Here is a 20,908-nt window from a genome sequence, read left to right as displayed (position 1 = left end):
TTGAGACGTCAGACATCTCGATCAACAGCCCGGGGGCCTCGCTCGTTTCGCTTCACGGACCGTCACCCGATCGGTGGCCACATCGAAGAAGCTCATGGACCCGGCCCGGTCCAGGGCCAGGCGATCACAGCGTACGGACCGTCAGGCACCAAGGGAGGATCCGGAGTGACGGCGCTCGGCGGCAGTCCTACGGACCCCGGTGGGCCGGTTACCCATGAAGCCATCGTGGAAGGCAGGATCCCTACCAAGGAGGGATTCCACCCTCCCGCAAAGCAGATCAGATAAGGTGATGTCCGGCATGCGAATGGCCTTCGACGGCGACTGGACCGCCACGGTGACAGACGACCCGATGCCCCTCACTCCCCGCTTCACAGGCGACTCCGTGGATATCGCTCACTACTCGGATGTGAAGGAACGAGAGCGCTTCTTCACGTCCACCTTCGGCAGCCAGGACTGGCTATGGGACACGCCTGACATCTTCCGGTTCAGCCCGGACAGTCGGAAGCTGGTCTGTGCTGAGTTCCAGATGCCGTACGTCTCCGCTTATGGCGAAAGTTCCTCACGCGTTCCCGTCCTTCCCGTGCTCCGTCCAGGCGGGCTGCGTGCGGATGAGGTCCGGGACTTCCGACACGAGGCGTGTACGGTGTTGTGCCGTTCTCCAGGGGATGCGGTGCTGACGTGTCTGCGTGACCTCGATGTCCTCGACGCGCCGTTGGACGCTTGCGTCGGCATCGCGCCGGACGTGGCGCTCCTGGTCCAGAACGGCACCGTCGTCGGCTGGAGCCTTACCGACCCGGTCCGGTATTTGACCACCGGATTCGCAGCCCCCGACCCCAATCCGCCACATGCTGTCACCCGTCGGCTGCTCACCGAGTGCCTGGACCTGGTGACCGATCCGGTGGTCGACGACCTGGTGGACGGTGTGCCGGCCGCCCTGGCGCGGCTGCGGGCCGCCGATGAGGCGCTGCGCGCGCAGCGTGAGGACCGGCACCGGGCCGATGCCCTGCTGGCGCTGATCGCCACCTATGTGGAGGACTACGGGAACGGGTGAAACTCACCATCGATGACGGTTGGACCGCGACGGTGGCGGGGGAGCCCCTGGACATCGCCCCGCGTTTCGACTTCCGGGACTTCTGCGTGCGCGTCGCGCCGTACGCGGACGTGGAGGAAGGGCAGCGGTTCGGCGGCGGGACCTTCGGCAGCGGGCAGTGGCTGTGGGACACGCCCGACGAGCTCCGCTTCGACCGGCTCAGCCGGGAACTGGTCGCCGCCGAGCTCCAGTTGCCCAGGTGGGTCGTCGACGAGGAGGACTCCGCGCGCGTCCCTGCCGAACCCCTTGTCCGCCCGGGCGGTCTTCGCGCGGACGAGGTGCGGGACTTCCGCCTGGAGGTGACCACGGACTTCTGCCGCGCCCCGGGGGACGCCGTGCTGACCTGTCTGCGCGACCTCGACGTCCTCGACGAGCCGCTGGAGACCCGCATCGGCATCGCACCCGACGTAGCGCTCCTGGTCCAGCGCGGTGTCGTGGTCGGCTGGAGCCTGACCGACCCCGTGCGGTACCTGACCAGCGGATACGCAGATCCGGATCCCGCCCCGCCGTCTCCTGCTACCCGTCGGCTGTTCACCGAGTGCCTGGACCTGGTGACCGATCCGGTGGTCGACGACCTGGTGGACGGTGTGCCGGCAGCCCTGGCCCGGCTGCGGGCCGTCGACGAGGCATTGCGCAACCAGCGCGAGGACCGCCACCGGGCCGATGCCCTGTTGGCGCTGATCGCCACCTATGTGGAGGACTACGGGAACCGGTGACGCGGCCGGCCCGGTGGAGCGGCGCCGGGGAAATGCCGGGCCCGGCGGGGGCGCATCGCACAGGATGGGGGGATGCGAACCCTCGTGCTTCTCGACGCCCCCTCCAACCTCGGGCTGCGCCCGCCCGCGCCCGGCGTCGTGCCGGGTGTCTACAAGCTGGCCGGAGCCCTGCGTGAGCAGGGCCTGCTGGCCCGGCTTGGTGCCGTCGAGGGCGGGGTGGTGGTGCCGCCCCGCTACGACCGCGGCGACTGGCGGGAGGGCGACGGCGTGTTCCACGCCGAGGCCCTCGCCGCGTACACCGTCACCCTCGCCGATCGCATCGAACGGCACCTGCGGGCGGGGGAGTTCCCCGTCGTGCTCGGCGGCGACTGCTCCATCCAGCTCGGCGCCGCCCTCGCCATGCGCCGCCTGGGGCGCTACGGCCTCGCCGCGATCGACGGCTCCGCCGACTTCCGCCACCCCGGCAACGAGGCCGTCAACGGCCCCGTCGGCGCCGCCGGCGGCGAGGAGCTGGCCCTCTCCACCGGCCGCGGCCAGGCGGATCTCGCCGACCTGGAGGGGCGCGGCCCCTACCTGCGCGACGAGGACGTACGGCTCTTCGGACTGCGCGACGGCGACCCGGACCTCGCCGAGCTGCACGCGGCCCGGATCTCCGTCGCCACCGTCGGGGAGATCCGCCGACGCGGCGCGGGACCGGTGGCCCGGGCGGCACTGGACGGGCTGCACCCGCCGGACACGGCCGGGTTCTGGGTGCACCTGGACGCCGACGTGCTGGACCCGGGCGTCATGCCGGCCGTGGACAGCCCCGACCCCGGCGGCCTGCTCCCCGACGAACTCGCCGAACTGCTCGCCGTCCTGGTGGGCTCGCCGCGCTGTGCCGGGCTCAACGTCACCATCTACGACCCGGACCTGGATCCGGACGGACGTGCGGGCGCCCTCCTCGCCGACCTGGTCGCGGGCGCCTTTGCGTAATCCTGACCGGTGGTGATCCGCGGAACCCCTGTGCACCGGCCGCCGTGGCGTGTTCCATTTCCTTCATGGCCACCACCGTCCGACGTGCCGTACTGACCCTTCCCGCCGCCCCGTTGGGCGCGGACAATCCGCTGCCCGCCCTGCGCGCGCCCGACGAGGCGCACACCCTGGACGAGCGTGCGCGCGAAGGGATGCCGCGCGACATGGCGCGGCAGATCGGCTACGAGCCACTGCGTTCACTGCTGCCCGTACGGATCCGCGACGGGTACGGGCGGGAGCGCGCGGAGCGGGAGTTCGAGTCGATCGTCATCGAGAACGACCACCTGCGGGTGACCGTCCTCCCGGGCCTGGGCGGGCGCGTCCACTCGCTCGTGCACCTACCGACCGGGCGGGAACTCCTCTACCGCAACCCGGTGTTCCAGCCCGCCAACTTCGCGCTCAACGGGGCCTGGTTCTCCGGCGGCATCGAGTGGAACACCGGTGCGACCGGGCACACCACCCTGTCCTGCGCCCCGGTGCACGCCGCACTCGTCCCGGCCCCCGACGGGGGCGAGATGGTCCGGCTGTGGGAGTGGGAGCGCCTGCGCGACCTGCCCTTCCAGGTGGACCTGTGGCTGCCGGAGGACTCGGAGTTCCTCTACGTCGGCGTCCGCGTGCGCAACCCGCACGAGCGGCCCGCCCCCGTGTACTGGTGGTCCAACATCGCCGTCCCGGAGGACTCCGGCACCCGGGTGCTCGCCCCCGCCGACGAGGCCTGGCACTTCGGATACGAGCGCGCGCTGCGCCGCGTCCCCGTACCGGAGTGGGAGGGCGCGGACCGCACGTACCCGCTGCGCGGCGAGTACCCGGCCGACTTCTTCTACGAGGTCCAGGACGGGGCCCGGCCCTGGATCGCCGCCCTGGACGCCGCCGGGCACGGGCTCGTGCAGACCTCCACCGCTCGGCTGAGCGGCCGCAAGCTGTTCGTGTGGGGCGCGGGCGACGGCGGCCGGCGCTGGCAGGAGTGGCTGACCGAGCCGGGCACCGGCGGCTACGCGGAGATCCAGGCCGGACTGGCCCGGACCCAGCTGGAGCACGTACGGCTGGAGGGCGGGGCGGAATTCAGCTGGTTGGAGGCGTACGGGCCGCTGTCGGCGGATCCGGCGAAGGTGCACGGCGAGGACTGGGCGGCGGCCCGCGGCGCGGCCGAGGGTGCGCTGGACGCCGTACTGCCGCGGGAGCGCGTGGACGCGGCGTACGAGGCGTGGCGCGGCCGCGCCGACACCGATCCGGGGGAGCGGCTGGCACGGGGCTCCGGCTGGGGCGCGCTGGAGCTGCTGTGCGGGGGCTTCGAACTGCCGGGCACCCCCTTCGCGCAGGACGTGCTCGGGGAGGAGCAGGAGCCGTGGCTCCAACTCTGGCGCACGGGCGTCCTGCCGGCCCCGCGCCGAGCGGTCCCGCCGGGACCGAGCCTGGTCGCCGCGCACTGGCGGGACATGTTGGAGACGGCCCCGGCGGATCCGCTGACGGAGTACCACCTGGGCGTGGCCCAGTGGCACGCCGGGGACGTGGCCCAGGCGGTGCGCAGTTGGGAGCGGGGGCTGGCGCTGGCCCCCTCGCGGTGGCCGCTGCTGCGGTGCCTGGCGGTGGCGGACGCCCTGGCGGGCGACGCGGCGCGGGCGGCCGACGGATTCGCGGCGGCCTTCGACGACCTGGCCGCGGAGAGCCGCGGCGGCGAGCCGTGGACGGCCGCGGAGTCGGCGCTCGGCCAGGAGGCGATGGCCGCCCTCCTCGCGGCGGGCCGGCTTCCGCAGGCCCGCGCCGTCTGGGACCGGCTGCGGCCCGCCCTGCGCGAGCAGGGCCGCTTCCGGCTCCTCGCGGCCCGGCTCCTCGCCGCGGAGGGGCACGTGCGGGCGGCCCGCCGGGTCTTCGAGGACGGCTTCGAACTCCCGGACCTGCGGGAGGGCGAGGAGACCCTTGCCGAGGTCTGGTCCGCCCTCACCGACTGTCCGCTGCCCGCGCGCTACGACTTCCGGATGCGGCCGCCTACTTCTTCTTGATCCCGTCGATCCCGTCGAGGCAGAGCACGAACTGCTTGCCGGACTTGTGCCGGGCCCTGTCGGCCTGCTCCTCGTAGCCGATGTCCGACACCCCCTGGCACCTGGCGGTGTCCACCGTGTCGGGCAGCACCCGGACCACCTTGTACAGGGCGTCGGCGTCGCCGCAGTCGACCACGCGCAGGTCGGGGAAGATCGGGTCCCCGTTGTTCTTGAGGCAGTCGCCGGCCGCGGCGCGGTCGGCGCCGTCCTGGCTGAGGAAGTAGCCGACGGCGACGGCGGCGAGGACGGCCACGGCCCCGGCGATCCCCAGGACCTTCCGGACGCCGATGCCCCCGCTCCGGGACTGCGCCGTCGCCGGCTGGGTGGACTCCTGCTGGGGCGAGGGTCCCTGCGGCGGATGGGTCATGGGTGTGTCCCCCGGTGCGCGTGACGTACTGATTGACGTGCGCACGCTATATCAAGCCGCTGACATCCCCGCAGCCGAGCTCCTACCGCGTCAGACCCGGCACAGGACCTCGGCGTTCAGGACCGAGAACCACGCGTCGGGGTCCGCACCCCAGGCGTGCCAGGCGTCGGCGACGGCCGCCAGGTCCGCGGCCGTCGCGTGGCCGCCCCGGGTTGTGACCGCGGCGTACGTCGAAGCCTGCGTACGGTCTGCCCACAGGGCCGACCACCAGGCGGTCTCCTCCGGGGTGGCGAAGCACCAGGCCGTCGCCGATGAGGTCACGTCCGTGAAACCGGCCCGCCGGGCCCAGGCCCGCAGGTGGCGGCCCGCGTCCGGTTCGCCGCCGTTGGCGCGGGCCACCCGCCGGTACAGGCCCAGCCAGTCGTCCAGGCCCGGCGCGGCCGGGTACCAGGTCATCGCCGCGTAGTCGGCGTCGCGCGCGGCCACGATCCCGCCCGGTCGACACACCCGCCGCATCTCGCGCAGCGCCCGGACCGGATCGCCCACGTGCTGCAGCACCTGGTGGGCGTGGACCACGTCGAAGGAGTCGTCCGGGAAGTCCAGCGCGTGGACGTCCGCGGTGGCGAAGGACACGGCGTCGCCCAGGCCGCGCTCCTCGGCGAACGCGCTGGCCTGCACCAGGACGTCCTCGGCGGCGTCGACGGCGGTGACGTGGCCGCCCGGCGCGACCAGCTCCGCCAGGTCCGCGGTGATCGTGCCCGGGCCGCAGCCGACGTCCAGCACCCGCATCCCGGCGCGCAGCTCGCCGATCAGGTACGCGGCGGAGTTCTCGGCGGTGCGCCAGCGGTGCGAGCGCAGCACCGACTCGTGGTGGCCGTGCGTGTAGACGGCGGTCTCCTCGGCTGCGGCTTCCCTGGCGGCGTTCATGGTCGGACCCCTCCTCGTTTCCCCGTCGAAGCGTTGCTCCCACCGTAGACGATCAGTTCGTCATTCGAGATTGGCGTTTTGACATATGGACAGATGTCTTGCGTGCCAAGGGGAGGGGGTGGGGCGGTGGCAGGGCGATGCGGGTGCGAGGAGAGTGGCTGCAGGGGGACATTCGCAGGGCGGAGGGCGGTGAGGGTCATGACGGACGCGCTGCTCGAACGGCACGCCGAGGCGCTGAGGCTCTTCGGTGAACGGGTGCGTGACGTCCGCGGCGACCAGTGGGGGGAGCCGACCCCGTGCACGGAATGGAACGTGCGGGAGCTGGTCAACCACGTTACCGCGGAGCAGCTCTGGATCCCGCCGCTGGTCACCGAGGGTCGGACCGTCGAGGAGTTGGCGGACCGGTTCTCCGGCGACGTGCTGGGCGACGACCCGGTCGCGGCCTGGGACCGGGCCTCGGCCGCCGCGCACGCCGCCTTCGCGGCGTCCGGCGCGTTGGACCGGACCGTGCGCCTGTCGTACGGGCCCGCGCTCGGATCGGCGTACTGCTCGGAGCTGACCGCCGACTGCGTCGTGCACGCCTGGGACCTCGCCCGGGGCATCGGGGCCGGGGACCGGCTGCCCGACGGCCTCGTTGAGTTCTCGATCAAGGAGATCATGCCGTACGCCGACGGGCTCGCGGCCAGTGGCGCGTACGCCGCGCCGGTGGAGGTCCCGGCGGGCGCGGACGCGCAGGCCAGGCTCCTGGCGATGGTGGGTCGCGAGGGCTGACGCACGGGCGCCGAGGTGTGAGGGGTGGGAATCCTTCATAACAGGCATAAGGCCTTAAATAATCGTATAAAGGTCAGGTCTGGCGGGGCGTCGCGAGCTCGGCCGGTGGCGTGGCGGGCGTGACGGGCGTGGCAGGGCGAGCGCGGAAGGCGGAGGGCGGTGGCGGGGATGCAGCGCACGGCGGCGGAGGGCCGAGGCCCGGTCCGGTACGGCCCGCCGGCCCCCCAGCCCGGCCTGCCCGTGCTCCCCGAGCTGGTCTCCGTCCTCGCCGCGGCCGCCGGACGCGCCGCCCCCGAGCCTCCGGGCGGCGGCGAGGCCGTACGGGAGGCCGCCTGCCGGCACTGGGGGCGGCGCGGGCTCGCCACTTCACCCGAGAGCGTGGCCGCGGGCCCCGGAGCCCCCGCACTGCTCCTGGCCCTGCTCGGGGCGTACGGCGGGGACGTGATGCTGCCCCGCCCCTGTCCCGCCTGGTGGACCCCGCAGGTCCGACTGCTGGGACGGCGGGCCTACCACGTGCCGACCCCGGCCGAGTGCGGCGGAGTACCCGACCCCTACGCCCTGCTGGAGACCGTCCGGCGGGTGCGCGCCGAGGGCGGCGACCCGCGCGTGCTGCTGCTGTCGGTCGCCGACGACCCCACCGCGACCGTGCCGCCGCCCGAGCTGCTGCGCGAGGCCTGCGAGGCCGCCGATTCCGCCGGACTCTTCGTCGTCAGCGACGAGAGCTGGCGCGACACCGTCCACCGGCCCCACGACACCCTGGTCCTGAGCCCCGCCGAGATGCTCCCCGAACGGGCGGCCGTCCTCGTCGACCTGGCCGGTGCGTTGTTGCCGGCCGGCTGGCCCGCCGCCGTCGTCCGCTTCCCCGACACCCCGCGCGGGACCTGGCTGCGCGCCCGTACCCTCGACGTCCTGACCGCCACCGGGGCGATGGTCGCCGGACCGGTCGCGGCGGCCGCCGCGCACGCCCTCGACGAACCCGACGCCGTCGCCGGGCGCGCGTACGCCGCAGCCGCCCTGCACGGGGTGGTGGCCGCCGCCGCTCACCGCCGGTTGTCGGAGGCCGGGGCACTGGCCCGGCCCCCGCAGGCCGGCCGGCACCTGTACGCCGACCTCACCCCGTTGCGCGCCGGACTCGCCCGGCACGGGGTCGGCGACGCGATGGAACTGGAGGACTGGCTCGGCGGCCGGCTCGGCGCGCCCACGCCGGGCGGGCAGCGGTTCGCCGACGAACTGGGTGCGCTGCGCGTGCGGTTGTCCACCGGGCCGCTGCTGGGCGCCACCCCGCAGGAGCGGCTGGCCACGCTCACCGCCCGCGATCCGCTCGGGCTCCCGCACGTGCGCGACTCCCTCGAACTCCTCGGATCAGTCCTGGCCGGGCTGGCCTGACCACCCGACCCCGGTGAACGGAGACTTCCTGATGAGGGACCGGACGGACACCGCCGCCCCCGCCCCGGCTACTTCCCCCGCTTCCGCTGCTGCCCCGGCCCCTTCAGCCGACTCCGCACCCGACCTCGCCCCCGCGGTACCGGAGCGTGCGTCCGCGCCGCGCCCGCTCGGCGAACACCGCCGCTGGCCGCGCTCGTTCGTGGACCGGCTGACCACCCCGCTGCCCGGGGTCCGCGGCTACGCCCGCCTCGCCCGAGAGGGTGCCTTCCGGCCCGGTCCCGAGGGCCTGCGCGGCATTCCCGACCTTCCGTATGGGCCCGGCCCGCTGCCCCCCGCGCCCCCCGGCAGCGTCTGCGTCACCTGGGTCGGACACGCCAGCTGGGTACTGCGGACCGGCGGGCTGACCGTACTGACCGACCCGGTCTGGTCCCGGCGGATCCTCGGCACCCCGGCGCGGATGACCCCGGTCGGGGTGCGTTGGGAGGACCTGCCACCGGTGGACGCGGTGGTGATCAGCCACAACCACTACGACCACCTTGACGCACCCACCCTCAAGCGGCTGCCCCGGCACACGCCCCTCTTCGTACCGGCGGGCCTGGCCGGCTGGTTCCGCCGCCGCGGCTTCACCCGGGTCACCGACCTCGACTGGTGGGAGTCGGTCGAACTGGGCGGCGTGCGCTTCGAGTTCGTCCCCGCCCACCACTGGTCGAAGCGGACGCTGATCGACACCTGCCGGTCCCTGTGGGGCGGCTGGATCCTCACCGACACCCTGAGTGCGGCTCCGCGGAAGCTCTACTTCGCGGGTGACACGGGCTACGGGCACTGGTTCGGCGAGATCGGCCGCCGTCACCCCGGCATCGACCTCGCCCTCCTGCCCGTCGGCGCGTACGCCCCGCGCTGGTGGCTCGGCGACGTCCACGCCGACCCGGAGGAGGCCGTCCGGGCCTGCCTCGACCTCGGCGCCCGCCGGATGGCCCCCATGCACTGGGCCACCTTCGTCCTCTCCGCCGAACCCGTCACGGAACCCCTGCACCGCACCCTGGCCGCCTGGCACCGGGCCGGCCTCCCGCGCGAGGACCTCTGGGACCTGCCGATCGGCGCCTCCCGCACGCTGGCCCCGGAGACGTCCGGGACCGGAGCCGGGACCGGGGCGGGGTCCGAAACCGGCGCCGGGACCGGGGCCGGGACCGGGGCCGGCGACTGACGCGGCCAGGCGGGTTCAGTGGTGCCAGGCCTGCCCGCCCACGTTGTGGATGAACCGCTGGAGCACCTTGAGGGTGATCAGGTACTCCTCGTCGGAGATCCCGGCGTGCCGCTCGTCCCACAGGTCCCCCTGCAGGGCGGAGGCCTCGGCGAAGAACTCTCGCCCCTCGGGGGTCATCTCCAGGCGCCCTTCGGCGTCCTGGGTGATCCAGCCCTGGACGATGACCGTGTCCATCTCCTCGGACAGCGCCCCCTCGCCCACCGCGAGGTACCCCCGCAGGGTCTCGGTCACCCCCTCCCGGGTCCTGACCTCGTCGCCCGCCAGGGCGACCCGGGCGAGGATCCACCACTGGGGCTGGCTGGTGCCGAGTCCGGCGAGCGCGCCGCGGGTGCGGTTCACGACCGCCTCGTAGGCGGCCCAGCTCCAGTAGCCGATGGGCTGGCGGATCAGTTCGGCGTCATCGTGCGAGTACTCCATGGCGGATCAACTCCCCGTTGGTGGTGCAGCCTGGTGCCCTTCCCAAGACCCTATGAACTCAAGCGCACTTGAGGTCCAGCCCCCCGGGTCGGACCCGTCCCGATCCCGCCCCCGCGGAGAGGGGTCGGGGGTGCGGCGGAAGGTGTGGGGGACGCACTTCCTCGCTGAAATTGGCTGGTTCCACCCGTCTCGGGGGCCGAGCGCGACGGTCGTGATGAGCGTTCCCGCCCGACGGCCACCACCGCCCGGGCCATGCTGCCCACCCTCCACGACCAGGTCTGCGCCGGCCTCGCCCCCCCACGTCCCGAACCTCCCTCCCCGGGCATTGGAGTGGCCGTCGGCCGCTCCGGTGGCGTGGCTCCCGCGCCCGCGCCCGACGCTTCCTAGGGTCGACGGGGGTACGGCACCGGGCCGGCCGACCGTCCGGATCAGGTGGGTGAGTCGTGGAACGCATGGCGGCCGAGTCACGAACGTACGCGCCCCCGGCCGCCCGGCGGTGGCGCCGGCGGCTGGCCGCCGCGGTGGCGCTGCTGGTGCTCTGCGCGCTCCCCGCCGGTACGGCGGGCGCCGCGCCGCCCGGCGACGTACGGTCGCCCGCGGGCCCGCCCCTGTACGTGTCCGACTACGGCAACAACCGGGTGGTGGCCCTGCCCGCGGACGGCGGGGACCAAGGCACCGTCCCCCTCGACGGCCTGGTGCGGCCGACCGGTCTGGCCTGGGACGCGTCGGGCCGGCTCTACGTTTCCGACACCGGCAACAACCGGGTCCTCGTACTGCCCCCGAACGGCGGGGAGCAGGCCGTGGTTCCCACCGTCGACCTGTCGCGCCCGCTGGGGCTCGCCGTCGACCCGGCCGGGAACCTCTACATCGCCGACAGCTTCAACGACCGGATCGTGAAGGTGCCGGCCGGCGGCGGGCCCCAGACGACCGTCCCCACCACCGGGCTGCTGCACCCCTGGGGGCTGGCGTGGGCATCCGGCGGGGAGCTGTACGTCTCCGATTTCGTCAACGACCGCGTCGTCAAGGTGGCCGTGGACGGGAGCGGCCAGAGCACCGTGCCCACCACCGGGCTCTCCCAGCCGACCGGACTGGCCCCGAACGCCGCCGGTGACCTCTACGTCGCCGACAGCGGCAACAACCGGGTGGTGAGGGTGGCCGTGGGCAGCGGTGCGCAGAGCACGGTGCCCACCACCGGCCTCAGTTCCCCGCTCGGCCTCGCGCTCGACGGCTCCGGCCACCTCTACGTGGCCGACGGCTTCAACAACCGGGTGGTGCGGGTCCACGAGACGGGCGGCGGACAGGTCACGCTCGCCTCCACCGGCCTCAACACGCCGACGGGTCTCGCGTTCCCACCGGCCGCCGCACGGCCGGGACACCCGGGACACACGGGACAGCCGGGACACGGCCGGGACCGGTAGGAGCCGGTGGGGGAGGCGAGGGCCCGCTCAGGGCCGCGGTCGCAGGCGGTGCCAGAGCGCGGGCCCCGCGCTGATCGCGAGGGCCAGGCCCACGGCCAGGGCCACGCCCTTCCAGGGCTCCGCGAAGAGGGTGCCGCCCAGGATGCCGATCAGAGCGTACGTCGCCGCCCAGGCCACACAGGCCGGGGCGTCACCACGGGCGAAGCGGCGGAGCGGCACCTGCGCCAGGAGACAGGCCAGCATTACCGGGATCCGGCCCGCCGGGACCAGCCGCGAGAGGACCAGGACCAGTACCCCGTGCTCGTCCAGCCCCGTTCGCGCCCGCTCCAGTCGCTCCGGTGCGGCCCGGCCGCGCAGCGCCTCCAGCCAGCGCGAGCCGCCCCGTGAGCGCACCCCGCGCTGCCCGAGCCAGTACAGCGTCACGTCCCCGGTGAAGGCCGCCAGCGCCGACACCGCGAACACCAGCAGCACCCCGTAGGGCGGCGACTGGTGGTGGAAGGCCACCACCGCCGCCGAACTCACCAGCGCACCGGTCGGGATGACGGGCACCAGCGCACCCAGGGCCACCAGCAGGAACAGCGCCGGGTACCCCACCGCCTGCTGGGTGCTCTCCGGCGGTACCTGGCCGGCTGCCGCCGCGAGCTCGCGCCACGTCACGGCAGCCGCACCCGTTCGCCGTGCTGCGGCACCCGTACGGTCACCTCGGGCGCCAGTTGCCGCGCGAGCCGCTCGAACTCCTCGCCCGGGGCGTGGAATTCGTGCGGACGCACCGCGTCCAGCCCGACGGGCCAGTACGTCCCGTAGTGCACCGGGACCGCCGCCGCGGGCGCCAGCCGGGCCAGCGCCCGCGCCGCCCGCCCCGCGTCCAGGTGCCCCGGGCCGAGGTACGGTCCCCAGCCGCCGACCGGCAGCAGGGCCACGTCCACCGGCCCGACCTCCTCGGCCATCGTGTCGAACAGCCCGGTGTCCCCGGCGAAGTAGGTCCGCGCCGCGCCCCGCACCACGTACCCGAGCGCCGGGCAGAGGTGGCGCCCGAACGGCAGCCGCCGTCCGTCGTGCCGCGCGCCGACCGCCCGGATCCGCACGCCGTCCCGTACGGGTACCTCCTCGCCCGGCACCACCTCCGTCACGGCCAGCCCGCGCAGCCCGGCGACCCGAGCCAGCCCCGGCACGGCCCGGCGCGCCCCGCGCGGCACGAGCAGCCGGGTGCCGGGCGCGAGGCGCGCCAGCGACGGCAGGTGCAGGTGGTCGGCGTGCAGATGGGAGACCAGCACCACGTCGGCCACGGACGCCTCGGGCGGGGGCACCGCCCCGCGCCGCCGCCGCAGGTGCGCGAGCCGCCGCGCGAACAGTGGGTCCGTGAGCAGCCGGACCCCGGAGTCCTCGACGGTGCACGTGGCATGACCCCACCAGGTGATCTCCACCGGCACCCGGACCTCCCTCCCTCGCGCCCCGTTCCCGAGCCTAGAGTCTGCCCCGCGCGGCCGCTCGGAAGCGGATCTCGGCAGCCCCCTCCTCTACCGCGGAGTATCGGAGTAGGGTCCGGCGGCATGGAAGAGTTGCGCGTGGCCGCGATCACCAGCCTGGCCCCGCTCGAGGACCTCGACGCCGACCCGTTCGCCGTGGACACCCGCGGCCAGCACTCCATGTGCGCGCGCTGGGCCGCCGACCGGGGCTACGTCGTGACGAAGCAGTTGCTGGTCTACGGGCTGCGCGCCGACCACTGCGGGCTCTGGTCCGACGTCGACACCGGGCAGGTCGACCTCTTCGTCGCTGCCAACGACCGGGTGCTGGCCCGCGCGCTGCGCTCCGTCGAGGAGTTCACCGCCGAGTGCGAGCGGCGCGGCGTACGGCTGGAGACCGCCGGGGGCGAAGAGCCCCGGTACACCTCCGCGATGAAGGCCGAGGTGCACCGCAGGCTGTCCATGCCGACCGCCGGCTACGACGGCACCTGACCCGACCTGACCTGACCCGACCGGCCGCCTGACCCGCCCCGTCCCGCCACCTCCCGCGCGCCCCGACCGGGTGCGCCGGGCTGTGCGAGCCTGGAAGACGGACGGGGCGCGCGGGAGGTGGCGGCGTGGGGCGAGGACGGTGGCGGACCGCGGGCAGCTCCCTGGTGCGGGTGCTCCTGGTCTGGGCCGTGTCCACCCTCACGATGCTCGCACTCGCCGGGATCCTGCCGGACTTCCGGCTCCAGTCCGACGACGGTGACAGCATCACGCAGATCGGGCTGACCGCGGCCTGGGCCGCCGGGGCCTTCGGGCTGCTCAGCGCGCTGGTCTGGCCGGTGCTCGTCCGGGCCCTGCTGCTGGTGCCCGCCCTGGTGCTCGGGCTGCTCGTCTTCTTCCTCAACGGCTCGCTCCTGCTGGTGGCGCTCGACCTGATCCCGGACGGCCGCAGCGAGGTGGCCCCCGAGACCGCGGTGGTCGTCGCCGCCGTGATGTCCGCCGTGGCGTCGGCCACCTCCACCGCCCTCGCCGTGCGCGATGACGAGGCCTACCGGCGGCGGCTCTACCGCCTCGCGGACCGGCGCCGCCGCAGGCAGGGCAGGGCGGGTCCGTCCCGGGCCGCCGGGACCCCGCCGGGCCTGCTCATGCTCCAGCTGGACGGCGTGGGGTACGAGGAGCTGCGCCGCGCGTGCGGCAGTGGGTTGATGCCCACCGTCGCCGGCCTGCTCGAGGGCGACCACCGCGCCCGGTCCTGGCGCACGGACTGGTCGAGCCAGACCGGCGCCAGCCAGCTCGGGATCCTGCACGGCTCCAACTTCGACGTGCCCGCCTTCCGCTGGTTCGAGAAGGAGACCGGCGAGGTGATGGTCTGCAACCGGCCGACCAGCGCCGCCGAGCTCCAGCGGCGGGCCGTCGCGCGCACCGGGGACGGCGGACTGCTCACGCTGGACGGGGCGAGCCGGGGCAACCTGTTCAGCGGCGGGGCCGACCAGTTGGCGCTGGTGCTGTCGGTCTCGGCCCGTCGGGGGCGGGCCAACCGGTCCCGCGCGGGCTACTTCGCGTACTTCTCCGATCCGGCCAACGCCGTCCGTACGGCCGTGTCCTTCGTGGCGGAGGCGGTCCGGGAGGTCGTCCAGTCGCTGCGGGCACGGATCCGCGGGGAGCGGCCACGGGTGTCGCGCGGCGGGCTGTACCCGCTGATCCGGGCCTTCGCGACCGTCGTCGAACGGGACGTGGTCGTCGCGGCCGTGATCGGCGACATGCTCGCCGGGCGCTCCGCGGTCTACGCCGACCTGGTGGCCTACGACGAGGTCGCGCACCACTCGGGCCCGAGCGGCCGGGACACCGACCGGGTACTGCAACGCCTGGACCGGAGCCTCGCGCTGATCGCCCGGGTCGCCGAGCACGCGCCGCGCCGGTACCGGATCGTGCTGCTCTCCGACCACGGCCAGAGCCCCGGCGAGACCTTCCTCGGCCGGTACGGGCTGACCCTGGGGGACCTGGTCCGGGCGGGCTGCGGGCTGCCGGTCCCGCGCCGGGCCGGTCGTACCCGCAGCGGGGCCGAGGCCCGGGCGGCCGTGCTCGCGGCGCTCCACCGGCCGGTGGAAGAGGGCGAGGAGGCGCACCCGGGCCCGGGTTCCGACCCGGTGGTGCTGGCCTCGGGCAACCTCGGCCTGATCTCCTTCCCGGACATCCCCGGCCGGGCGTCGCGGGCGGGCGTCGAGCGCGCGCACCCCGCCCTGCTGACCACCTTGGCGAACCATCCGGGCGTGGGGTTCCTGCTGGTGGACGGGGTGGTACTGGGCCGGGACGGAAGGGCGGCCCGGCTTGACGTCCCGGGGGAGGCCGAGGAACTGCTGGCCCCCTTCGGCCCGGGTGCGGCGGAGGCCGTCCGGCGCACCGACGCCTTCCCGCACGTGGCGGACGTCATGGTCAACTCGGCGTACGACCCGCAGACGGGCGCGGTGCACGCCTTCGAGGAACAGATCGGCTCGCACGGCGGGCTGGGCGGGGAGCAGGGGCACCCGTTCCTGATGTGGCCCTCGGAACTGTCGGACCCCGGGGAGGAGCTGGCCGGCGCGGAGGCGGTGCACGCCGTGCTGCGGTGCTGGTTGCGGGAGGCGGACGGGCCGCAGGTACCGGTGGCCGCGGCCCTGGCTCCGCCGGTGGGCGGATCGGCGCAGGAGCCCGCGGCGCCGCTCGCGGCGGCCCGCGAGGCGCCGGCCGGACCGCGTACCGGGCACGCTCGGGAGGTGACCGCGGTATCCCCCGGGTGCCCCGGGACAAAGTCGTGGAGGTGCGGCGCCCCAGCCGATGCCGAGGGTCCGGGAGGAGCACCGGGGCCTGGGCTCCCGGACCCGGTCGAGCGGCATCCCGTGGACCCGGTCGAGCGGCATCCCGTGGACCTGGCCGGTGGGTCGCCCCCGGATCCCGCCGGTGGGTCGCCGCCCGTGCCCGGTCCGGGCGAGCGGCCCCCGCGTGCGGTGCCGCAGGATTCTCCGCCGGAAGCCCCAGTTGGCGGAATCTTTCCTTCCGATGGGTTGCCCGCGCGGGACGAAACCCGCTGATTTGGTACGTCCCGCACGGTGGTCGACCATATGTCGACCCGCCCACCATGTGAGACAAGCCGAGGCGCACCACCGATGACCAGCACCGCAACCCTGCCCGCCGAGGCTGCCGCACCCCCCGAGCAGGGCCGCGACCCCCACGCACGCCGCTTCGGCCTGCCCGTCGCGACCTGCCTGGTCATGGGCAACATCATCGGTGGCGGGATCTTCCTCCTCCCCGCCTCGGTGGCCCCCTTCGGCACCATCAGCCTCGTCGCGTTCGCCGTCCTCACCGCCGGCGCGATCGCCCTCGCCCTGGTCTTCGGCCGGCTCGCCGAACGCCACCCGCAGACCGGCGGCCCCTACGTCTACGCCCGCGCCGCTTTCGGTGACTTCGCCGGCTTCCTCGCCGCCTGGAGCTACTGGATCACCGCCTGGGTCTCGAACGCGGCGCTGGCCGTCGCGGCCGTCGGCTACCTCACGGTGCTGTTCCCCGCCGCGGGCGAGCACAAGTGGTCCATGTGCCTGGCCGCCCTCGCCGTCCAGTGGCTCCCGGCCCTCTCCAACCTGGCGGGCACCCGCTACGTCGGAGCGGTGCAAGTAGTCGCCACCGTGCTGAAGTTCGCCCCGCTGCTCCTGGTGGCCGTCGGCGGGCTGTTCTTCTTCGACCCCGCCAACCTCGGCCCCTTCCGGGCCACCGACCAGAGCGCGGCCGGCGCGGTCTCCGCCTCCGCGGCGATCCTGCTGTTCAGCTACCTGGGAGTCGAGTCCGCCACCGTCAGCGCGGGCGAGGTCCGCGACCCGGCGCGCAACGTCGGCCGGGCCACGGTCCTGGGCACCGTCGGCGCCGCCACCGTCTACCTGCTCGGCACGGTCGCCGTCTTCGGCCTGGTCGCCCACGATCGGCTGGTCTCCTCCACGGCCCCCTTCACCGACGCCGTCAACGCCATGTTCGGCGGCACCTGGGGCGGCACCGTGGTCGCCTGCGCCGCCGTGATCTCGATGCTCGGCGCCCTCAACGGCTGGACCCTGCTCAGCGCGCAGACCCCGTACGCCGCCGCCAAGGACGGGCTCTTCCCGAAGGCCTTCGAAACGAAGAAGCGCGGGGTCCCCGTCGTCGGCGTGGTCGTCACCGTCGCCCTGGCCTCCGCCCTCACCGTCTACAACTACACGGCCGGCACCCAGGGCGTCTTCGAGAGCCTGGTCCTGATCACCACCTTCACGGCGACCGTCCCCTACCTGCTGGCCACCGCCGCGCAGATCTACTTCCTGCTCTCCGGGCAGCGCGAGCGGGTCCACCCCGGCCGTCTGGCCCGCGACGGCGTCCTCGCCGCCCTCGCCTTCGGCTTCTCGATGTGGCTGGTCGCCGGCTCCGGCTACGCGGCCGTCTACCAGGGCGTGCTCTTCCTCTTCGCGGGCGTCCTCGTCTACGCCGCCATGTCCGCGAAGAAGCACCGCGCCGCCGCGTCACCCGCGGAGTAGCTTGGGAAGAGGGACCGCCCAGGGGGCGCCAAGGGGTCACCGTGTCCGCATTCAGGAAGAGCATCGACATCGACCGCAGGCCCGAGGACGTCTACGCGTACCTGACGGATCCCACGCACCTGCCGGAGTGGCAGGACAGCGCCGTGTCCGCCGTTCCGATCGGCGACCTTCCCGTGCACGTCGGTTCGAGGATCCTCGTCACCCGGCAGATCGGCCGCCGGCGGGTCCCCACGACCATGGAGTTCGTGGAGCTCGACCCGCCGAGGAGCTGGCACGTGCACGGGGTCGACGGGCCGGTACGAACCGATGTGCGCGGCACCGTCGAACCCCTCGACGGCGGGGCCCGCTCCCGCCTCACCCTGGACGTCGACTTCGAGGGCCACGGCCTGGGCCGGGCCCTCGTACCCCTCGTGGTCAGGCCCATGGTCCGCAAGGAGATGCCCCGGGGCGAGGCGAAGCTCAAGCACCTCCTCGAAACCCCCTGAAGGCGCGCGTCCGGGGGGCGAAAACCGGATGCCCCGGGGTGTGGGGTGCGGCGACACTGGCCGCACCACACATCCGCCACACCCCCCGAGGACATCCACGCCCGTGCAGGCCGCCGTCACCGTCACCCCCGCCCAGATCCCCGAACTGCTGCTCGGCCTCGCCACCGTCCGGCCGGTGTTCCTCTGGGGGGCTCCCGGCATCGGAAAGTCCTCGCTCGTCAGGAAGTTCGCCGACGCGCTGGGGCTGGAGTGCGTCAGCCTGCTCGGCACCCAGCTAGCCCCCGAGGACCTGATCGGCGTACCGCAGATCCAGGGCGGCCGGTCCGTCTTCTGCCCGCCGGAGGCCATCGCCCGCGACGAGCCGTACTGCCTCTTCCTCGACGAGCTCAACGCCGCGAGTCCGGACGTCCAGAAGGCCTTCTACTCGCTGATCCTCGACCGCCGGATCGGCTCCTACGAGCTGCCGGCCGGCTCCATCGTCATCGGCGCGGGCAACCGGGCCACCGACAACGCGCTGGCCCGGCCGATCGCCTCCGCGCTGGTCAACCGCCTCACCCACGTCCACCTCCAGGCGTCGGCGGGGGACTGGCTGGTCTGGGCCGGCGAACACGGCATCCACCCCTGGGTCACCGACTACCTCACCGACCGCCCCGACCACCTCTGGTCGCAGCCGCCCAAGACGGAAGAGCCCTTCTCCACCCCGCGGTCCTGGCACATGCTCTCCGACGCCCTGCACTCCTTCGGCGCGGAACTGGACGAGCAGACCCTCAAGGTGATCGTGCACGGCACCCTCACCCCCGCGCACGCCGTCTCCTTCTGCGGCTACGCCAAGATCGTGCGGCACAGCTTCGGCATCGAGGCGATCATGAAGGGCGACGCCTCCTGGCCCACCCGCCCCGCCGACCGCGACCTGCTCTACTACCTCGCCGAGGCCTTCCGGGGCCGCCTGGTCAAAGAGCTGCCCGCGCAGCGCGAGCACGTCTCGCCCGCCCTGCGCCAGACCGCCTACCGGGCCAAGGCGCTGCTGGTCCAGCTCGCCGAGATCTCCGTGGAGGTGGCGCAGACCGTCATCGCCGACGACGCCGACGGCCTGCCCGTGCTGCCCTCCTGGTTCCTCGTGGAGGCCGCCCGGGACATGCCGCGCCTGGTCGAGGCCCGCCGGTGAGCGTGTCGCGCCCCCGGCCGAAGCCGAAGAAGGCCGTCCCGCCCGACCCCGCCGCCCAGGCATTCGCCGAGGGGCTCGCCCTGGTCAAGCGGAACCCGGCCCTCGCTGCCGTCGGCGGAAGCGTGTGCGAGCAGCGCAATTGCCCCGGGACACCCGACGCGGGCCTGGTCGCCGTGGACTCGAACGGCGTCCTCCACGTCCGCTCCGGGCTGCGCGTCGAGCCCCGGACCTGGGCCTGGGCCCTCGCCCACGCCCTGCTCCACCTCGGCTTCGGCCACGTCCCGGCCGCGGCCGCCGAGAAGCGCGTGCAGCCCGACCGCTTCGACCTCGCCGCCCGCTGCGCCGTCGTCAACCGATTCCTGCTGACCCAGCCGTCGCTGCGGCCCCCGGACGACCTCCCGGCCGAGTACCCCGGCGGTGACGAGGAACTGCTCGCGGCGCGCTGGCGCCGGGACGGCGTCCCCGCCGCGTACGAACTCTGCGGCACCGCCGGCGACCACCCCGACCAGCTCCTGGTCACCTGGCGCGCATGGAACTCCACCCCGGTCCCCGACTGGGAGACCGCCTTCGCGCACGCCCTGACCCGCAGTGTCTCCGCCGCCATGGAGGTCGCCGGCGGGCGCCGCGACCGGGTCACGGGGGAGCGCGTGGCACAGCGCCCGTGGGACCGGGCGCTGAACTGGTTCGTCTCCTCGTACCCGCTCCTCGGCGGCCTGGCCAGCGGCCTGAAGATCGTCGCCGACGCCGAGCTGGCCCGCGCCCAGGGCATCGACGTCGCCGCGGTGAGTGCCACCGCCGGGGAGATCTACGTCAACCCGCTGCGCAGCTTCGAGGACGAGGAATGGCGGTTCATCCTCGCCCACGAGATGCTGCACGCCGCCCTGCGCCACGGCGAGCGCCGCGGCGCCCGGGACCCGTACCTGCACAACGTGGCCGCCGACTACGTGGTCAACGGCTGGCTCGTCGAGATGGGCGTCGGCGAGATGCCCGCCGGGCTGCTGTACGACCCGGAGCTGAGGGACCTCTCCGTCGAGGAGGTCTACGACCGGATCGCCACCGATCTGCGCCGGATGCGCCGCCTCGCCACCCTGCGCGGCAAGGGCCGCGGGGACATCCTGGGCGAGCCGCTGCCCCACCCGGGCAGCGCGCCGTACACCGATCTGGACGAGTTCTACCGGCGCGGCCTGGTCCAGGGCTTCGACCTGCACACCTACGGGGAGCGCGGCCTGCTGCCCGCCGGGCTGATCCAGGAGATCCGGGCCCTGGCCCACCCGCCCGTCCCGTGGGACGCCCGGCTCGCCCGCTGGTTCGACGAACACGTGCCGCGCCCCGAGCCGGTACGGAGCTTCGCGCGCCCGGCGCGCCGCCAGGCATCCACCCCGGACATCCCGCGGGCGGGCCGCTACTTCCCGCCCGAGGAGATCGCCCGCTGCACCTTCGGCGTGGTGCTCGACACCTCGGGGTCGATGAACGCCGCCCTGCTCGGCAAGGCACTGGGTGCGATCGCCTCGTACGCCGAGGCCCGGGACGTACCGGCGGCACGGGTCGTCTTCTGCGACGCGGCGCCGTACGACGCGGGCTATCTGCCCCCGACCGAGATCGCCGGCCGGGTACGGGTCCGCGGGCGCGGCGGTACCGAGCTGCAGCCGGGCGTCGACCTGCTGCAACGGGCGGAGGACTTCCCGCCCGGGGCCCCGGTGCTCGTGATCACGGACGGCTGGTGCGACACCCTGCGCATCCGGCGCGAACACGCGTACCTGATCCCCCAGGGCGCCTCCCTGCCGTTCACCCCCAAGGGTCCCGTCTTCCGCCTGACCTGACCTGACCCGGCCGGACGCAGAACGCCCCCGACCTGCGGAGGCCGCGGGGCGG

General features: G+C 74.2%; 19 protein-coding genes. 14 read left to right on the top strand and 5 right to left on the bottom strand.

Features of this window, described 5'->3' with window-relative positions:
• The first annotated feature begins 289 nt into the window (after positions 1-289).
• From ACIQK6_RS34900 to ACIQK6_RS34885, 4 genes are all read left to right on the top strand, one after another.
• On the top strand, positions 290-1,051 hold the full coding sequence (locus ACIQK6_RS34900) for a hypothetical protein (RefSeq protein ID WP_329097643.1): 762 nt from the start codon (positions 290-292) through the stop codon (positions 1,049-1,051).
• The gene (locus tag ACIQK6_RS34895; protein WP_402696569.1) at positions 1,048-1,806 is read left to right on the top strand and encodes a hypothetical protein; all 759 of its coding nucleotides are present in this window, start codon (positions 1,048-1,050) and stop codon (positions 1,804-1,806) included. Before ACIQK6_RS34900 ends, ACIQK6_RS34895 begins: the two co-directional genes overlap by 4 nt.
• 72 nt (positions 1,807-1,878) lie before the next feature.
• Positions 1,879-2,778: an arginase family protein gene (locus ACIQK6_RS34890; protein ID WP_329097641.1), complete on the top strand. Its 900-nt coding sequence runs from the start codon at positions 1,879-1,881 to the stop codon at positions 2,776-2,778.
• A gap of 65 nt (positions 2,779-2,843) precedes the next feature.
• A complete protein-coding gene (locus tag ACIQK6_RS34885; RefSeq protein WP_329097640.1) occupies positions 2,844-4,817 on the top strand; it encodes a DUF5107 domain-containing protein in 1,974 nt (657 codons plus the stop codon).
• Here ACIQK6_RS34885 and ACIQK6_RS34880 read toward each other — a convergent pair.
• Together ACIQK6_RS34880 and ACIQK6_RS34875 are read right to left on the bottom strand one after the other, a co-directional pair.
• Positions 4,804-5,223, bottom strand: a complete 420-nt coding sequence (locus ACIQK6_RS34880; protein WP_329097638.1) for a hypothetical protein — start codon at positions 5,221-5,223, stop codon at positions 4,804-4,806. The two genes, ACIQK6_RS34885 and ACIQK6_RS34880, sit on opposite strands and share 14 nt — an antisense overlap.
• Before the next feature lie 90 nt (positions 5,224-5,313).
• Positions 5,314-6,150 carry a methyltransferase domain-containing protein gene (locus ACIQK6_RS34875; RefSeq protein WP_329097636.1) on the bottom strand — a complete coding sequence of 279 codons (837 nt, stop codon included), beginning with the start codon at positions 6,148-6,150 and terminating at the stop codon, positions 5,314-5,316.
• Between the two features lie 198 nt (positions 6,151-6,348).
• Between ACIQK6_RS34875 and ACIQK6_RS34870 the strand changes: the two genes are divergently transcribed.
• The 3 genes from ACIQK6_RS34870 to ACIQK6_RS34860 all read left to right on the top strand — a co-directional run bounded on the left by ACIQK6_RS34870 (position 6,349) and on the right by ACIQK6_RS34860 (position 9,511).
• On the top strand, positions 6,349-6,921 hold the full coding sequence (locus ACIQK6_RS34870; protein WP_329097633.1) for a TIGR03086 family metal-binding protein: 573 nt from the start codon (positions 6,349-6,351) through the stop codon (positions 6,919-6,921).
• Between the two features lie 168 nt (positions 6,922-7,089).
• Positions 7,090-8,307, top strand: a complete 1,218-nt coding sequence (locus tag ACIQK6_RS34865) for an aminotransferase class I/II-fold pyridoxal phosphate-dependent enzyme (protein ID WP_329097632.1) — start codon at positions 7,090-7,092, stop codon at positions 8,305-8,307.
• Between the two features lie 31 nt (positions 8,308-8,338).
• Positions 8,339-9,511: an MBL fold metallo-hydrolase gene (locus ACIQK6_RS34860; RefSeq protein WP_402696565.1), complete on the top strand. Its 1,173-nt coding sequence runs from the start codon at positions 8,339-8,341 to the stop codon at positions 9,509-9,511.
• A 15-nt stretch (positions 9,512-9,526) separates the two neighbouring features.
• Here the strand turns inward: ACIQK6_RS34860 and ACIQK6_RS34855 are convergent, their stop codons facing one another.
• Positions 9,527-9,988, bottom strand: a complete 462-nt coding sequence (locus ACIQK6_RS34855; RefSeq protein ID WP_329097628.1) for a MarR family winged helix-turn-helix transcriptional regulator — start codon at positions 9,986-9,988, stop codon at positions 9,527-9,529.
• Positions 9,989-10,440: 452 nt separating this feature from the next.
• On the opposite strand from ACIQK6_RS34855, the gene ACIQK6_RS34850 reads away from it, so the two are divergent.
• Positions 10,441-11,406, top strand: a complete 966-nt coding sequence (locus ACIQK6_RS34850) for an SMP-30/gluconolactonase/LRE family protein (protein WP_329107512.1) — start codon at positions 10,441-10,443, stop codon at positions 11,404-11,406.
• Positions 11,407-11,433: 27 nt separating this feature from the next.
• On the opposite strand, the gene ACIQK6_RS34845 is transcribed toward ACIQK6_RS34850, so the two are convergent.
• On the bottom strand, positions 11,434-12,063 hold the full coding sequence (locus ACIQK6_RS34845) for a VTT domain-containing protein (RefSeq protein ID WP_329097626.1): 630 nt from the start codon (positions 12,061-12,063) through the stop codon (positions 11,434-11,436).
• Positions 12,060-12,836, bottom strand: a complete 777-nt coding sequence (locus ACIQK6_RS34840) for an MBL fold metallo-hydrolase (RefSeq protein WP_329097624.1) — start codon at positions 12,834-12,836, stop codon at positions 12,060-12,062. The genes ACIQK6_RS34845 and ACIQK6_RS34840 overlap by 4 nt, the downstream gene beginning before the upstream one ends.
• Positions 12,837-12,956: 120 nt before the next feature.
• Between ACIQK6_RS34840 and ACIQK6_RS34835 the strand changes: the two genes are divergently transcribed.
• The 6 genes from ACIQK6_RS34835 to ACIQK6_RS34810 all read left to right on the top strand — a co-directional run bounded on the left by ACIQK6_RS34835 (position 12,957) and on the right by ACIQK6_RS34810 (position 20,856).
• Positions 12,957-13,361, top strand: a complete 405-nt coding sequence (locus ACIQK6_RS34835) for a hypothetical protein (protein ID WP_329097623.1) — start codon at positions 12,957-12,959, stop codon at positions 13,359-13,361.
• Between the two features lie 125 nt (positions 13,362-13,486).
• Positions 13,487-15,925: a phage holin family protein gene (locus ACIQK6_RS34830; RefSeq protein ID WP_329097621.1), complete on the top strand. Its 2,439-nt coding sequence runs from the start codon at positions 13,487-13,489 to the stop codon at positions 15,923-15,925.
• A 75-nt stretch (positions 15,926-16,000) separates the two neighbouring features.
• Positions 16,001-17,386: an amino acid permease gene (locus ACIQK6_RS34825; RefSeq protein ID WP_329097619.1), complete on the top strand. Its 1,386-nt coding sequence runs from the start codon at positions 16,001-16,003 to the stop codon at positions 17,384-17,386.
• Between the two features lie 41 nt (positions 17,387-17,427).
• Positions 17,428-17,871 (top strand): SRPBCC family protein, encoded by a 444-nt coding sequence (locus ACIQK6_RS34820; RefSeq protein WP_329097618.1) that lies wholly within the window; start codon positions 17,428-17,430, stop codon positions 17,869-17,871.
• 103 nt (positions 17,872-17,974) lie between these two features.
• A complete protein-coding gene (locus ACIQK6_RS34815) occupies positions 17,975-19,036 on the top strand; it encodes a MoxR family ATPase (protein WP_329097617.1) in 1,062 nt (353 codons plus the stop codon).
• Between the two features lie 2 nt (positions 19,037-19,038).
• Positions 19,039-20,856 (top strand): DUF2201 family putative metallopeptidase, encoded by a 1,818-nt coding sequence (locus tag ACIQK6_RS34810; protein WP_329107510.1) that lies wholly within the window; start codon positions 19,039-19,041, stop codon positions 20,854-20,856.
• Positions 20,857-20,908: the final 52 nt, after the last annotated feature.

Source organism: Streptomyces sp. NPDC091682, from assembly GCF_044756625.1.
Taxonomy (GTDB): Bacteria; Actinomycetota; Actinomycetes; order Streptomycetales; family Streptomycetaceae; genus Streptomyces.
Note: the sequence above shows the minus strand (reverse complement) of the source record. Positions and strands in the feature narration are given on the sequence as shown.

Bases quoted from the DNA above. Each gene is read 5' to 3' on its own strand.
- ACIQK6_RS34900 (WP_329097643.1), top strand. From the start codon at position 290: ATGTCCGGCATGCGAATGGCCTTCGACGGCGACTGGACCGCCACGGTG.
- ACIQK6_RS34890 (WP_329097641.1), top strand. From the start codon at position 1,879: ATGCGAACCCTCGTGCTTCTCGACGCCCCCTCCAACCTCGGGCTGCGC.
- ACIQK6_RS34885 (WP_329097640.1), top strand. From the start codon at position 2,844: ATGGCCACCACCGTCCGACGTGCCGTACTGACCCTTCCCGCCGCCCCG.
- ACIQK6_RS34880 (WP_329097638.1), bottom strand. From the start codon at position 5,223: ATGACCCATCCGCCGCAGGGACCCTCGCCCCAGCAGGAGTCCACCCAG.
- ACIQK6_RS34875 (WP_329097636.1), bottom strand. From the start codon at position 6,150: ATGAACGCCGCCAGGGAAGCCGCAGCCGAGGAGACCGCCGTCTACACG.
- ACIQK6_RS34870 (WP_329097633.1), top strand. From the start codon at position 6,349: ATGACGGACGCGCTGCTCGAACGGCACGCCGAGGCGCTGAGGCTCTTC.
- ACIQK6_RS34865 (WP_329097632.1), top strand. From the start codon at position 7,090: ATGCAGCGCACGGCGGCGGAGGGCCGAGGCCCGGTCCGGTACGGCCCG.
- ACIQK6_RS34860 (WP_402696565.1), top strand. From the start codon at position 8,339: ATGAGGGACCGGACGGACACCGCCGCCCCCGCCCCGGCTACTTCCCCC.
- ACIQK6_RS34855 (WP_329097628.1), bottom strand. From the start codon at position 9,988: ATGGAGTACTCGCACGATGACGCCGAACTGATCCGCCAGCCCATCGGC.
- ACIQK6_RS34850 (WP_329107512.1), top strand. From the start codon at position 10,441: ATGGCGGCCGAGTCACGAACGTACGCGCCCCCGGCCGCCCGGCGGTGG.
- ACIQK6_RS34835 (WP_329097623.1), top strand. From the start codon at position 12,957: ATGGAAGAGTTGCGCGTGGCCGCGATCACCAGCCTGGCCCCGCTCGAG.
- ACIQK6_RS34825 (WP_329097619.1), top strand. From the start codon at position 16,001: ATGACCAGCACCGCAACCCTGCCCGCCGAGGCTGCCGCACCCCCCGAG.